We start from the raw sequence: 16450 nt of genomic DNA on the forward strand, positions 1-16450 counted from the left end.
TACACAACATCCGGATGTCTTATATTCATGAAACAAGAGTTATGAATACAAAGATATAGTATACAACATCATAAGTATGTATATACTTTATCCAGCAAAAGAGTATCTTATTATACTATATTTATAAAACCAGATAAAAGAAAGAGAATCGATCTACTCCCACCAGTTTCTAATTGGTTTCAACTTCCTCTGACTTTGGATAGTTCGGGCTGTAGAGCAATCTTTCTTTACGAACAACCAACTTCCCTTCTTTCACGAATCCTTCTCCCCGTTCACTCAAATGCTTCACCATTGCCTCACGTAAATCAGCCAGCCTTTTCCGATAATGTTTCTCCGACACAAGATTTCGCAATTCTCCCGGATCCTTTGATAAATCAAAAAGTTCTTCTTCTCCTGTATAGAAATTCCACACATATTTAATTTTGCCATCGGTCAAAGCACACCAGTAATTTTCCTTCGCATAACAAGTTGCATGCTCCAGATCAATATATTGTCTCCATGTATGCTTTCTGCTTTCGTCTACTAAAGCTAACAGTGAGAGTCCATCCATCTCCTCAGGAATTTGTGCTCCGGAAGCATCTAAGAAGGTAGGCAAAAGATCTCGTAATTCCACCGGTTCATCTACTTTTATTCCCTCTTTAATACCAAACGATTCAGGCCATTTTACAATATATGGAACATGTGTGGAACCCTCATAAGGATAAGTCTTCCGCCAATGATAATGATCGCCCAACATATCCCCATGGTCGGAAACATAGCAAATCAAAGCATTATCATACATTCCCTTATCTTTCAGTGCTTGTATTATTTTTCCTATTTCCTCATCAATAAATGTAACATTGGCATAATAGTATTTTCGGGAATTTTTAGCATATTCAGTTCCAAAATTGGCAAACGGAGCATCCTTATCAGCTTTTACCGGATCAAGCTGAGTAGCGTATTTACCACACCAGTCACCAATATAAGGAGCCGGAATTTCTTTCTCTTCATACTCATCCAAAAGACGTTGGGGAGGGTCATACGGACTATGAGGACGTGCAAAGGAAACTTTCAGAAACAACGGGCTTTCATTATTATAATTCTGTATCAATTCGCAAGCCATCTTTCCTGTCCAGGCGGTAGGATGTAACTCCTCAGGCAGTTTATAAGTACCTGCCCTGTGTTCATTCCAACCAATACCTGTCAAATCAGGATTTACTCCCGGCATTTGTATCTGTAACCATAGTCGATAATCGCTGATAAAATATTTCGTCTCAGCACGCCCGCTTTCATCTAACAAAGTTCCATGAAAACCATGCAAAGATTTTTGTGGAGACCAATGCATCTTTCCAATACCAAATGTATAATAATTCTGCTCTCTTAGCATAGCAGGCATCTCGTATCTGTATTGCATGGCTACCCGGCCATACCCCAACATGCCATGCCGCCAAGGAGACATACCGGTCAGTAATCCTGCACGGGCCGGTGTGCTACTTGGAGTAGACGAATAGCCATTACAGAATAATGTCCCCTCTTCAGACAGTTTATCAATATTAGGTGAAATAACTACCGGATTCCCCGTACATCCCAAAGCATCGCCACGATGCTGATCGGCCATAATCAAGATAATATGAGGTTTTTGTTGTGCTCTAACCTGCTGAATCGAAAAACCGATTCCGGAAGTCAAAACCAACATACCATTTAATATCGGAATTATTTTCATTTTTATGAAAGTTGATTTATAGTATTATCTGATACACATTTTCTTAATTAAACGTATAAAAAGCATTTTTCATACGTTTAATCTATTGTATATTACAAATTCTCCGGGATCCGCCGTCCGTATTTCTGTAATAAGAAACGAGCGTATTGCATCAACTCACCCTGAGGTGCTACCAGAATAGGGTCTGTAGAATCTACCCAGGCATCTTCGAAATTTTTTATTGATTCATCCAATTTTTTCTGATCAAACTCCCGGTTACCTTCTACTGCAGAGATTACCGCATCCATATACATATCCCAGCGTTTCGAATAGTAATCTTTAATGAGCCCCGCCCATGTACGACTGGCATAATCATTCAGACTACCTCCCCAAGTCGTAATCAGATTACGGGCATTCTTCTCATAATAATCTTTCACTTCGGGAGTCGTACCCAATGCACGGGCATCAGCCAACCATTTATCCAAGGCACAACGGCTATGAAAAGCATTCAAACGATCCAAATCATTAAGGATCTCTTTCATTTCCGCAGCTCTGGCTTTCAACCCCGGAAGATCTTTAACTGTATACATACGGTCAAAATCATCTTTCACTATAAGAAAATAATTACCCAGTAATTGACGACCTACAGTAATGATATCCAGCCGCAGAGCGTCTCTGTTACAGTCCGTAGCCTGTAACAGTTTTTCCCAGGCTTGTAATAAAGTAGCATTGGAATAATCAATAACCGTACGTCTATTAGGTTTGTTCATCACCGGACGATAGTTAGGTAATACGCCTAATGTTTTGGGAACCTGTACGTATATCTGGTTGAACAGAATATCCCACGCTTCACGAACAGGCTGGGAAACAGTCCCGGCATGACGGTCGGCAAGATTTTGTAACCACGCCTCGTTGTCAAGATTCAAATCCCACGCCTTCTCAAAGATATACTCATAGGGAAACTGCATAACATCCAAGCCTTCGAGCGTAGAACCGATACCCCGAAGGTTACTTCCACCATTTATCAACGCATTGTCAAGACGGTCACCACTCTCCTTTACATTACCGGTAAGAGTCGTATTTCCCCCAAAATTACCTAAATAGCACCAAATATAAGGTTGTCCATGAAAGTGTTCAGTGTTTTTCCAAAGTTCTACATTCTCACAATGATAATCCAGTAAAAACATCTTATCCTGCGGCACTCCGGTTAGTAAAGCCTTGATACGCGGAGCCGTCCAATCCTTGCGGTCATGATAAAACATCCAGGTCATCTGCATCCATTCCGCTTTCGGATCTGCTGCTGTCAATGTCCGATACATATCCGAAGATACCTGACTGAGATATTCGGGTTCCCAACTTGGTGGATCTACCTCGTTAAAAGGATCTACGCCATAAATATGATCAGTTCCGAACAAACGAGTCTGCTCCTGAAGAAAATGTTTTTGAATGGTAGCAAACAGCGGTTCTTCGGGATTCAGAAAATAACAACGATACGTATCAGCAAAACCTGCCCACTTACCAAGATGCTGAATATTAGCCTCCGGATAAATTCGTTTCAAAGCTGCAGGTACATGACCGGCAAAAGCAGGCAATACCGGTTTCATATTCAATTCGCGTTCCCGCGCAAGTATCTTTTTCTGTAGTTCCACCTGATTATCCAACCACTCCATAGGTAACGGACCGTTCCATCCATCAATATTTGCCATACGATGCCAGGGTAGATACGTAGGTCCCGTAAAATAGGAACGGATTTCCTGATCCGTCAAACCTAATTTCTTCCATACTTTATACCATACGGCTTCCTGACCTGTAATGGCCAGAGGCATATTGACCCCGTTCAAAGCCATCCAGTCAATAAAACGCTCCCAATCTTTCCATTGCCAATAAGGCATAGTGTAACCATAAGTACAGTAGTTCAAAAAAAAGCGTCTGTCTACTTTTGCTTCCGCACTAAAAGTTTTCTCCAACACCGGAAGAGTATCAGGCATTTCAACAGGAATATCGGCATACCATGAGATTGTGGTAAGACAATAATACTTTAGATAATAATTCAGCCCCATTGCCATTGAGTTAGCGTTATTACCGCCAATCACTATTTTTCCAGAGTCGGAAGTATCCAACCGGAAACAGTCTTTTCCGTCAACGGGTCTTATTTTCTTAAACTGAAAGTTCTCGGCATATGCCGGGATGAGACGTTTCACCATTGACTGCATAGCGGCTACGTCTTTCTCCTTTGCCCCCGCTGATAGTGAGAGGAACAATGTTACGATAACCAGATAAATGTTTCTTTTCATCATTTCAATTATAGTTTTATGTAAATTTGTTTTTTAAATAGAATGTATCCGATAAGCCAGTTAAGTAATAGGAAAAGGACCGCATACATGAATGAACCGAAATAGTTGCCGAATAGGGGTTGCAGGCAGGTATCGAACAAGGATGTGTTAACTTTCCATATTCGCAACAGATCACCGAAAATTTCGGCAAATACATAAAGAACCAGTGGATTTACTCCGAAAACATTGAAGAAAGTGCACCAGCTTTTCTTTTGTCGAACATCGATTATTTCGATCAATACAGCTAATGCTAAAGCTGCTATTCCGCAAGTAAGCAATACAAAACTCGGAGACCATAGACGCTTGTTGAGCGGACAGGCATAACTAAATAAGAATCCGGCAAATAGCATTAAGGTACCGAGAAAAAAGAGTTTTTGCATTCGTTCTTTGTTATCCTTCTGATTGATAACCATTCGTCCACATACGAAACCAATCATTACCTGGGCGATGGCAGGAATCGTACTTAAAATTCCTTCCGGTTCTACAAACTGGCGCCCTTGCAGATACATGTGATTTGTTCCCAAAACGGTAGAATCGACTATGGCTATAATATTATCAGGACTTTTCTCGAATCCGTTTCCTATCAACTGAAGAATAAAATATCCCGCTAAAAGAAGAAGAGCTACCGAAAAAAAACGTTTATGAGGAATAAACAACGCCATGATAGCTGTTGCTCCGTAGCAGATACCCAGCCGTTGCATCACTCCTAAAAGCCGCATATGCTCCCAATCAGTCCAGATACCGGTTTCACTTGAATTTATAATCCATTTCATGGCAATACCTATCAGGATCAGGAGAAAAGCACGTTTCATTATCTTTCCGATAGCAAGTCGCCATTGGAAATCATATTTGCGCAAAGATATGTAGGTGGATATTCCCATCAGGAACATAAACATAGGAAACACAAGGTCGGCAGGAGTGAAACCATCCCATTTGGCATGACGCAGAGGGGCATAGCCGTATCCGCATGCACCTGCATTATTGACAAGTATCATTCCGGCAACTGTGAATCCTCGCAGGACATCGAGAGAGAGAAGACGATTATTGGCAGGCATGAGTTTATAATTTATGAGTTATAATGTATTAGATGATCACCAAACGAGACATAAGAGGGTAGTAGAGGCTGCCAATACTACTCCTATAAGGGTTTCATAAGGAATGAGTTTCAGACGTTGCTTAAAAGTCAATTCACAAACTCCACCGGTAGCATGAAAAAAAGAGCCATGAGGTAAATGATCCAGTACTGTGGCACTGGAGTTGATCATGGCAGCTCCCCATGCAGCGGAAATACCGACAGCAAGAATTGCTTCTGCAAAAGAGGCGGAAGCGAGAGTAGCTCCGGCAGTAGTAGAGGCCGTGGCGGCTGACATTAATGCGCCAGATACGGGAGCTATCATTATTTCATTGAAGTGGGCTTGTTCCAGTAGTTGCAGAATCCAGTCTTTTAGAGTAGAGTTTTTGATAACGCCTGCAATTGTTCCTGTACCGATTAAAAGTACAGCTACAGTAGACATTTTTTGGAGACCGTATTCCATACTAGGCAGAATATTTTTCCATTGTTTCATGCAAAGGATACCACAAATTCCGCCGATGGGCAGAGCTATTAGAGGATCAATGGTAATACCAGCCAAAGGCCGCAGGGCAAGTAAGATGATAGTGACGAAAGGTGCTATCAGGCTGCTGGTAAGAGAAGGCAATTGTTTATCATCTGTGATTTCTTCCTGTCCTGGAGCGACAATAGTAAGTTTTCGGGGGATAAGGCGGATAATAACAAAAACCGTAAACACCAACCCGATAATTGCCGGAAGAATATTGTAAAACATGACCGATGATAAATCTGCTTTAAAGTTTTCAGCTGCAATAATTGTATTCGGATTCGGGGAAACTATATTACCGCATTTTCCTCCACCAATCATGGCTATCAATAGTACGGATGGTGACAAACCCAAACGTTTTCCGATAGACAGTGCAATAGGGGCTACTGTAATAACAGCCACATCAATAAAAACCCCAACAGCACTTAGCAACATAGTTGCCAAAGCTAATGCTGCAAATACCCGTTTCTCTCCTAATGTATTTATAATAGCATTAGAGATGGTAGTCGCTGCTCCTGTTTTAATAAGCACACCGGACAATACCCCTGCTGTAAGAATACGGATGATGGCTGGTGTAACGTCTTTGACGCCATCTGTCATCACCTTTACTGTCTCTGTCAATGGTAATCCGCCTAACAACCCGCCAACAATCGCTCCGGCTATTAAACTATAAGCCGGAGATATTTTTTTTATGATTAAAAGAACGGATACTAACAATCCGATTAAAGCGCCAATTGCTGTCATAGAAAAGATTCATAGTTTATGCTTCATAATCGTGACTTTTATTAACCACGACACTTAAGCTGATTTACACTTTACGACTTAAAGCATTTAATAATACGTATAAGTTGAGTCACGGTTCTTTCGATATTCTTAAGAGCAAATTCCTGTCGCATAGCCTGATCTAAAGAGACAGGAGCCGGCTGAACAGACAATACAGCCGTAAATCCCATTTCATTCAACTGCTCTACAGCCTCTACACATCCTCCTAAGGCTATGACGGGGATATTTTCTTCAACAGCTATTTTCAAAATACCACCTAATGCCTTCCCCATACCAGTTTGTGCATCCAGTTTTCCTTCACCCGTAAAAATAAGGTCTGCAGACTGAGCATACTCCCTGAAATGAAGAATATCCAAAATTGTATCAATACCCGACTTCAATGTTGCATTCAGAAAAGGAAGTATTCCCCCACCCATACCACCAGCCGCACCAGCACCGGCTATTAAAGTAATGTCCATCCCTTTCTGTTCTTTAAGAACCATAGCATAGTGTTGTAACCCCTCATCCAATGCTTTAACTTCATCCGGGTTTGCTCCCTTTTGTGGAGCAAAAACAAAGGCAGCCCCTTGTGGCCCATAGAATGGATTATTTACATCACATGCTATTGTAAAAACAGACTCTTTTAAAGCAGGATGTAAAGTAGCAGTATCAATAAGTGCAATATGGATAAGATTACTCCCTTTCGGTTCGAGTTCTTTCTTTTCTTTGTCCAGAAAACGAACCCCCAAAGCGTGCATCATACCTATACCGGCATCATTTGTTGCACTACCACCTATACCCATAATAAAATGACGGCATCCACGATTCAATGCATCCAAAATAATTTCTCCTGTCCCGAAAGAAGAAGTATGCATTGGGTTTCTCAAAGCAATAGGAATCAGAGGAAGCCCACTGGCAGAAGCCATCTCAAAGACTGCTGTTTTCCCATCTTTGGTTATTCCATACGAAACTTCTATCGGATTCATCAGCGGATCATGGGCAATACAAGAAACCCTATTTACATCCAATTGAGTACAAATTGCTTCAGTAGTTCCTTCTCCACCATCTGCAATCGGGAAATGGATCAATTCACAATGAGGATACTCTTTCAAAATAGCTTGCGCAGCATATCGGGCAATATCAAGTGAACCTACAGATCCTTTAAATGAATCAAAAGCAAGAATAATCTTTCTCATACAGCATAAATTGCAAATTAAAAACTTATCAAAGATAAGACTTTATTACTCGTATCAAATAAAAAGACAGAGTACTTCTCTTGCAATATTTACAAGAGAAGGGGGGAATACTCTGCTTACCTGAAAACTAAATCAAAATACCTTTGCTTTATTCACAAGTTCAACGGCAATATTAACAGGATTTTCAAATGGTTTTGTTGTGTTGTGCCATGGGGTATTTATCCACGTTTCTTCCCAACGATCCAAATCTTCCCACTGTTTGGAAAAGTAAAGTTTTAAACGTGGTATATAGTAGTCTTTTATTAATCCACTCCAAAAACGAGCAGCATAATCCTCTTGAAACCCTCCCCAAGTAGTAATAAGGCGTTTTGCATTTGATTCATACTTATCCTTTTCTTCGGAAGTGGTACCGCTATTTCTTGCTAATTCTACCCACTCTTCAAGACGATAAAGAGGATGTGAAGCAAGAAGCTTATCCACATCTAACAGCAAGTCAACAACCTGTCTCAATGTGTATTGTGCCGCAAGCTTATCACCAATCGTATTTTCTTCAAGAGCTTTCACATAAAGTTTGTCTGCTTTGGCAGCCACATAATATGCAGCATACTCTATGGCATCATTCACATAAAGTTCCGAGTTTTGCAAACTGTCTGCACAAGTGAGAAACAATTCAACAGCACGTAAAAAATCATCACTGGTATCTATCTTGCTAATTCGTCTCTGATCCGGAGTCACTGTCTGCCAGGTAAAACGAGGATAAGAGTAAAGTGAACTATAAGCACTTTTTCTAAATAATACCCAAGCCTCTTTCATTGCATCCGGATATTTCCCATAGCGAGCTTCACAATATGACTTTAACCATTTATCAAGATCTATACTTTGGTCCGTCCACCCCATATCGGCCAATAGCTCATAAACTACTTCATTATTTTCAAGCCCCTCCGGAGCAGAACCAAATCCTATAAGATTTCCACAAGATTTAGAATGTAACGCTTCAGAAGAAGAAGAAGCATACATCTGCAAATCACCAGTCATAGGAGTTTTGCCACCAAAATTGGGAACATAGCTAAATATCCATTTCTTACCGTAGAAACCATCGTGTACTTTCCAAGTCTGTTCTGTGTTCCAAACCCATTTGGGGTAATCATTGCCTAAATCTACAATAATCATCTTATCATCCGGTACCCGGCTCAACAGAGCCTGTAAACTCTCTTTGTCCCAGAAAGAATGCTGGTATCCAAAAGTCCATCCTTGCGTAACCCATACTGCATCCGGATTACCAGCCGTGATAGAACGATAAATAGATTCACCATATTGAGCCAAAAGTTTATGTTTTCCTTCTATATCCTCTTTTTCTATCGGAAGTTCCATTTCATTAAAACTGTCTGAAAGATAATAAGTATTTCTACCAAATTCTTTCTCCCATTCCTCAATAAACATTTTCCCAATCTCTTCAAAGAACGGAGAATCCGGAGGAAGTACATAAGCATTATATTTATCATCAAATCCTCCCCATTTCAAATGTTTGAATTTTACAGCAGGGTGTTTCTCTGCAAAAGCCATTGGTACAAATCCCGCAAATGCCGGAGCTATCGGCTGCATCCCCAGCTCACGCATACGATTAATGATAAGATGTTGCATCTCAATCTGACTTTCTTGCCATTTATCGGACAAAGGCCCATCCCATGTATTCAGGTTGCCCATACGATGCCATGGCAAATGAGCTGGTGCTGTAAAAAACGCCCGAATTTCTTCTTTTGTAAGTCCCATACGTAACCATACTCTTTCGGCAATCGCTTCACTCGCCACAGTAGCCAGAGGCATATTTACACCTCTAAGTGCCATCCAATCTATTTCTTTTTCCCAACGATCCCAATTCCAATAGGGAGTAGTATAACCATAAGTACAAACATTCAGAAAGTATCTGTACGAATAAGGAGTCGTTTGCTTTTTAGCGATATAATCAGGCCATATTTCAGGTAGCTCTATATGTTCTCCACTCCAGGTCTTCATAGCATGGCAAGCCTCCTTCAGGTAGGTATGAAACGCATAACAAATAGCTACAGTACTGCTTCCTTTCAAAACCAGTACCCCATCCCGAGCCTCTATCTCAAAGGTTTCTTTTCCGTTAACCGGTTCTATAACCTGACAAGTAATTTCATTAGCCCGGATTCCAATCTGACGCTCTATAAGTTGTTTAGCAGGAACCAATATATCATTTGATTCCATGTTACAGGCATATAAAGCAATAGACAAACAAAAAATAAACAAATACTTCAATATAGAATATCTCATAATATAAAATCAAAATTAAAAAAGAACCAATAACCGAAATCCAAAGCAGACCCGGAAATTGGTTCATACTCATTATTGTATCAATGCCCGTATTTTCTTAGGAATATCAACGTTATCCAATTTACCACAAAACTGTTCCGAACCTGCTCCTATAGCAAAAACAGGAACATATCCAGCAGAATGCGTACCACCTGCCCAGCCTAAAACAGCAATTTGATTCATCACTTTTCTGGCACATACAGCCAATGGTTCGATTTTTGAATACAATCTTTCTTCAAACTTCACTTTATTTTTCACAAAAGAAGTTTCAAATACGGTATACAACAACTTTTCTTGCTCTTTATCAATAGAAAGTTTACTCCAGAATCCCATCTCCATACTTAATAAAGCCTTAATGTCATCCCAGCTAACTTCATTCTTCCGCATTTTTCTAAGCTCAGAGATTTTATTTGAAAGCATCTCTATCGAGCATTTCTGATATTGCAACGCCTGTAAATTAAGATTGTACTTTTTTGTACCCAATACAATGCCACCCGTTTCATGATCAGCCGTAATAACAATCAACGTTTCCTGAGGATGCTTCTTATAGAAATCATAAGCCACAGCAATAGAACGATCAAAATCTTCCACTTCCCAAAAGACAGTAGCAGCATCATTACTATGGCAGGCCCAATCTATTTTTCCACCTTCAACCATCAGGAAAAATCCTTCTTTATTATTTTCCTTCATCAAAAATTGTATAGCACTTTGGGTTATCTCGGGTAAAGTCAAATCATCATCATGCTGATCGATAGCATAAGACAAACTCAAATCCGGTTTGCCCTCTTGCTGTATCAAAATCATTTTATCGGCTTTATCTACCTGCTTTCTAAAATCTTCGATTCCCCGAGCCACGGTATAACCCGCCTTTTCTATTACTTGATAGATGTTAGAACCATCTTTAACGTCAGATGTTTTATTAGGACTCAGGAAACCAGAACCGGCATAAAAATCAAAACCAGCTTTGGGCAAATCACAAGCTATTTCATAAAACATCTTTCTATCGGGTTGATGAGCATAAAAAGCTGCCGGAGTAGCATGGTCTATACTAACACTAGTGGCAATCCCGACTTTTTTACCTTTCATTTTAGCACATTCGGCCACGCTCACCAATGCTTGTTTATTCATATCCACACCAATGGCTCCATTATATGTTTTCTTTCCCGTGGCCAACGCTGTTCCACCAGCAGCCGAATCCGTGACAGGATGAGTTACCGAATAAGTACTCACCACACCTCCACCGGGAAATTGAGTAAATAATAAAGGGTCGGTACCTACGCAGCCTTTTAAAGCTGCCCGATACATTTCCGTTCCGTTTACCTGATTTACCCCCATCCCGTCACCTATAAAATAAAATACATATTTGACCTGCCCTTGGACCGTTATTACAATCCACAGGAAACATAACAAACTAATCAGGCGTCTTATTTTCATCTATCAGTTCTCCTGTTTTATTCAGAAACAACGAATTTCACAGTCTCATTATCTACCTTGGCAATATACATACCTGTACTTATATTTACCGTTGTTGCCACGTCGTTTTTTACCACATTTTCAAAAACCAGTTTTCCTGTTAAGTCATATATCTTTACAATAGCCGTTTCTTGAATACCACTCACATATATGTTATGACCTACGTTATAAACTTTAATTTCACATTCATCTGCAGTAGTATTTCCAATGCCACTAGGTACAGAATATTCTACCGCACCCACAGAAGGTGTAGCAGGGCGTACTTTACCCAATTGATCTGTAGTCGGAATTTCAATACCACTTACAGCAGCAACTCCTGCACCTAAAGCAATACTATTCTCGGCAATCATAGCAACCATCCTATCACTTTCCAGCACACTCGTTTGATGATTAAATGACATATCACCTTCATCCCATGGATTCTTTTCTATGGCTTTAAAAATAGTATTATTGTTAAAATCTATTTGCTTATTAGAAGAGTCCTTGAAAAAATCTTTAGAAGCAAAAACATACAAGTTATTCATACAAGTCGGAAAAACCGTTTGCGGTATTGGCTGATTGTTTCCATCTAACTCACCACCCATATAAAAAGCTAAAATATCATATTGAGTCTCATCCTCCAACCACGTGCTACTATAATTCTCAGCAAATAAATTATTAACGAAAGTCGGTTTCATAGAAGTTGTAGCTCGCGACCATACACAAAGAGCTCCACCATTATTCCCCAGATTTCCTACAAACGTACAATTGACAATTACTGGAGAAAAAATATCTACCGTAGTTCCTGTCTGCATATAGATAGCCCCACCACGACCATCAGCAATGTTATTAGCAAAAGTTGAGTTAGCAATGTAAACAATAGGAGAAACATTTTTAGCTGTCGCGTTTATTCCAATAGCACCACCTGCAGCACCTTCATTTTCTACAAAAGAACAATTCTCAACGCGCAATTCCGATGCTGCATAAGCACAGACCGCTCCACCACCATAGGAACCTCCACATCTATTCTTGATGAACAAAGAGTTCTTCAACACGGCTTTTGCACTACTGACACGTATCACTCCACCGTTATTAATTGCACCTGGAACTGCTTCATAATTATTTGAGAACTGACAGTTGTCAACATTCAAAACAGAACTACCACTCAATCTGATGGCAATACTTTTGAAACCATCAATTATCAGGTCATTCAAAGAAAGTTCTGACGATTCACTGACCGTAAACAGGGATTGTACCCCTTTAATAAACACACGTTTCCCGTTTTTTTTGTTTATACCATTTATTGTCAGATTTTTACCCTTGATAATAATCCCAGTCCCTTCGCCATAATCAAGCTCTTCACCATCAAAATTAAATTCAATAATACTGCCCGATTCAGCATTTTCAATCACATACGGCAATGAACCGGCAATTGTTACATCCATTTCAGATGTAGTTACTTCAATAGATTTTGCACATAATACACTTGTAAAAAATGCAAATACAAAAAATAAACCTGTAATTTTTTTCATAATAAAATACATTTAAATGTTTAACATAAACGGTATGGTAATGTAAGTCCGATGTTAATTTATCATTTCATATTCCTCACTTATCAGACTCAAGTTATTTCAAGAGCTTTCCTTTTTAAGGCCTTATATATTCCAATTCCGTGATAATAGGCAAATGATCTGACAACACGGATTGGATTGTTTGGGTACGAATTACTTTCCAACCTTTCTGCGGTTTGGCAAACAGGAAATCTATCTTTCGATAAGGTTTCCATGCCGGTACAGTAGGAGTCATATCAGCATCACAGAACCATTCCTGTTTTAACTCTTTAATCACTTTAGAGGAAACATCAGAATTAAAATCTCCTCCAAGTATAGTAGGATAATCCACTTTTCTAAAATGATTATTAATAAATTCAGCTTGTAATTCCCTCGTTTTTGTAAGCTTAGCATCCAAATGGGTAGAAGCAAAAACAATGGTATCGCCGTTCATTTCAAAAAGCCCCTCTAACAAAACACGTTGTTCATAATCTTTTCCAAGTTGAGGTAAAAGCGTTTTCTGAATCTTGATATAAGGGTATTTTGAGAGAATTCCAATACCATAATACCCTCCTTTATATTCAATTGTTTTGCCATATAAACCGAACATGCCAGTATAATAAGCTAATTCCGATATAAAATCCTTTCCTCTCTGATGAGGTGTACGATCACGATTGGTTTTAGAGTCAACTTCCTGAAGTGCTACAAAATCAGGATTAAAAGACTTTATATGTGCAGCCAGATCTTTCAACTCTGCCAACTCACCAAATCTTAGATTATAAGTCATAACTTTCACTCTCAAAGTATCCTGAGCATATGTATTTCCAACCAATAGCAAATACAAAATCAATAAGCAATTTCTTAATATTCTCATCTTTGTTAGGGTTTTAATACGTTTAATACAGATACAATAGGTAAATGATCAGAAGCATTTATACCTGTAAACACAGTATGAGAAATCACACTAAATTGTTTTTCAGGTTTGTAAGCAATGTAATCCAACTCCCGGTTAGGTGCATTAGAAGGTATCGTAAACTTCATCGGATCAGTGTTCGTTCTAATAAATCCTGCTTCATCAAGCTTTTTGATAATCGAATTATCCGGTTTTGAATTAAAATCGCCTGCAACAATAACCGGCGCCTCTCCCTTTAAGGATAATTCTTTCAATATAATCGGAAATTGCCTGTCTTTCTCCGCTTGAGTAACAGATAGATGCGTCACCGCCAGATAAATAGTAGCCTCATTAAATTTTATCTTGGCAGTACCCAAAACATTGCTACCTGTAATTGTCAACCCGTCAATTACTTTTGGTAGCTCATGATTCACTATTTCACTCATATAAAATGAAGAAAGAATAGCGGCTCCGTACGCACCACCTGTTTCAAGATCTTTCTGTTTAAAGAAATAGTAGTACGGGTAACCAGCTAACTTCGCCAGTTCTTTAGCTTGATCTATTCCGAGACTTCGCTTAGTACACTGATCGACTTCTTGTAACAAAATCACATCTGGTTTAATCCTTTTGATAACTTCAGCTACATTATTAACATTTGCTACCGTTGCTTCTGACGTACCATAATAAGGGGCACAATGCCTGATATTATAACTCATCACTGTCAATTTACTTTCTACACTACCACCTGTATCCCATCCAGAATCAGTTCCAGGTTCATCATTCTGGCTACAACCCAAAAATGAAAAACTCAAACAAAGAAATATCAATAAAATTTTTTTCATAATTATTTTTTTTAGTTTTTAGTAGAAGTATCGTAAGTCATAGATTCCGGTTATACGAAATCTATGACATTCTGATTCATTTATTCAGGCCATCCAGGATTTTGTCCTAGAAGTGGATTTTTCACTCTCTCTTCGTAAGGGACCGGCCATAGATAATGCATAGCCGGATCAAAATAACGAGCTCCACCTTCAACCTTTGATTTCTCATATATCACATCTCCAAACTCATCAACGCCAGTATCAGGATAAGGATTAGCACCCAAATCATTCATACAGACTTTAAGACTCGGCCCTGTTATAGCACGTCCAAATCTAAGTTCACCTTCTTTCCAACGCATCACATCAGCGTATCTCATTCCATCAAAAGACAATTCTACTCGACGTTCTCTTTTCAATTCTGTCCAAAGATCAAGATTCCATTCAGTCAATTCATCCAGATTCATTCTATGCATCCCCACACGGTCTCTTAATTTATTGACTGTATAGTCGAGATCATCTTGAGATAAAGTACCTTTCGTTTTATAAAGGGCCTCCGCATAAATCAACAAAACCTCAGGAAAGCGAATTACATTCAAATTATTGTGAGATATATTATAATTACCCGCAATTGATTTTACATTGTATTTTTTAAAATAAAATCCAGTAATCCCGTTAGCTCCGTTTCTTCCAGGTTGAAGAGAGGAAAAACGAGGCAGATTAAATATCGGATTGGGCTTACGATATTCTGCATCTCCGTCATCACCACCCGGCCATTCATCTCCGGGGGCATACAAGGTCATTTTCATACGAGGATCTCTATTCTGAAAATAATCAACATAGTGTTCTTCCGGATATTTATAAAGAGGAGAAGTTTTAATATTCGTCTGTTTATAATACTCCAACCCCGCTTTAGCAGGCATTCCATCTGTACATAAATAAGCATCCACTAATGTTTTTGAAGGATTAAAACGGATAAAATCCGTAGGGCAACAAGTTTCATTAGGCATATTATTCATACGCACATCCTTGATGTAAACACTATAAATAATTGATTCATTATTATCTGGGTTAACTTCTACATCACCTTCTAACTGGTATATCTTTTCATAATCATATAACCCATAAGGTCCTTTATCTATAACCTCCTTCGCAGCTTTCGCAGCAATATCATATCGTTCATTTTGCAATGCTATACGTGCTTGCATAGCCAATGCCCCCCATCGGTCAATACGCCCAACATTAGTTCCCAATTGTCTTTCCTCAGGTAATTTGGATGCGGCCCATTCCAAATCATTCATCAAATAATCAATAATTTGATTTCTCGACGTACGAGGTACATAGGCTTCATCGGCTGTTATCACATGATCAACCCAAGGTACATCACCATAAAAAGTAGTTAACATAAAATAGAGCCACGCTCTTATCACTTTTACTTCAGCTGCATATACATCCTTTACATCCTGTTCAATCTCTGCTTTATCATAATTATCCAAGAAATTATTACATGTATAAATATGACCATAAGAATACCTCCAATAGGAAGTAAATGGAAAACCATCCGTATAAGCATGTTTCCCTCCGGAAACTTTACTCAATCCACTATTTTTATCTCCCCACATTACAGTTTCCGCAGTGGACTCAGCCCATTTTATCATTAATTCATATTCAAAAGCTTCATAACAGGGGTATAGAGCTGCCCGTAGCTGTTCTTCTGTTTTCCAATAAGTTTCATTAGTAACAGAATCTTGTGGATATCTGTCTAAAAAGTCGGCACATGAAGTATTAACCCAAAACAAAAGCAATACTAAAATATATTTTATAGTTTTCATATCAG

General features: G+C 39.1%; 11 protein-coding genes. All 11 read right to left on the minus strand.

The genetic code is table 11. The features are described 5' to 3' along the window. Positions 1-169 precede the first annotated feature (169 nt). Positions 170-1702 carry an arylsulfatase gene (locus K8P02_RS18025; protein WP_370789014.1) on the minus strand — a complete coding sequence of 511 codons (1533 nt, stop codon included), beginning with the start codon at positions 1700-1702 and terminating at the stop codon, positions 170-172. Between the two features lie 92 nt (positions 1703-1794). Then, a complete protein-coding gene (locus tag K8P02_RS18030) occupies positions 1795-3978 on the minus strand; it encodes an alpha-N-acetylglucosaminidase (protein ID WP_223381614.1) in 2184 nt (727 codons plus the stop codon). A gap of 5 nt (positions 3979-3983) precedes the next feature. Next, entirely contained in the window at positions 3984-5069 is a 1086-nt protein-coding gene (locus K8P02_RS18035) for an acyltransferase family protein (RefSeq protein ID WP_025866835.1), read from the minus strand. A gap of 36 nt (positions 5070-5105) precedes the next feature. After that, complete coding sequence (locus K8P02_RS18040; RefSeq protein WP_223381616.1) at positions 5106-6353, minus strand: GntP family permease; 1248 nt, start codon at positions 6351-6353, stop codon at positions 5106-5108. A gap of 71 nt (positions 6354-6424) precedes the next feature. Next, on the minus strand, positions 6425-7567 hold the full coding sequence (locus tag K8P02_RS18045) for a glycerate kinase family protein (protein WP_223381618.1): 1143 nt from the start codon (positions 7565-7567) through the stop codon (positions 6425-6427). A gap of 132 nt (positions 7568-7699) precedes the next feature. After that, positions 7700-9862 (minus strand): alpha-N-acetylglucosaminidase, encoded by a 2163-nt coding sequence (locus K8P02_RS18050; protein ID WP_025866834.1) that lies wholly within the window; start codon positions 9860-9862, stop codon positions 7700-7702. Positions 9863-9934: 72 nt separating this feature from the next. Further along, complete coding sequence (locus K8P02_RS18055; protein WP_025866833.1) at positions 9935-11329, minus strand: alkaline phosphatase; 1395 nt, start codon at positions 11327-11329, stop codon at positions 9935-9937. 23 nt (positions 11330-11352) lie between these two features. Next, complete coding sequence (locus tag K8P02_RS18060) at positions 11353-12885, minus strand: T9SS type A sorting domain-containing protein (protein ID WP_162173706.1); 1533 nt, start codon at positions 12883-12885, stop codon at positions 11353-11355. Between the two features lie 115 nt (positions 12886-13000). After that, positions 13001-13777 (minus strand): endonuclease/exonuclease/phosphatase family protein, encoded by a 777-nt coding sequence (locus tag K8P02_RS18065; protein WP_025866831.1) that lies wholly within the window; start codon positions 13775-13777, stop codon positions 13001-13003. A 5-nt stretch (positions 13778-13782) separates the two neighbouring features. Continuing rightward, on the minus strand, positions 13783-14637 hold the full coding sequence (locus tag K8P02_RS18070; protein ID WP_025866830.1) for an endonuclease/exonuclease/phosphatase family protein: 855 nt from the start codon (positions 14635-14637) through the stop codon (positions 13783-13785). Positions 14638-14717: 80 nt separating this feature from the next. After that, complete coding sequence (locus K8P02_RS18075) at positions 14718-16445, minus strand: RagB/SusD family nutrient uptake outer membrane protein (RefSeq protein WP_025866829.1); 1728 nt, start codon at positions 16443-16445, stop codon at positions 14718-14720. Between the last annotated feature and the right edge of the window lie 5 nt (positions 16446-16450).

It is taken from the genome of Bacteroides nordii (assembly GCF_019930665.1).
Taxonomy (GTDB): Bacteria; Bacteroidota; Bacteroidia; order Bacteroidales; family Bacteroidaceae; genus Bacteroides; species Bacteroides nordii.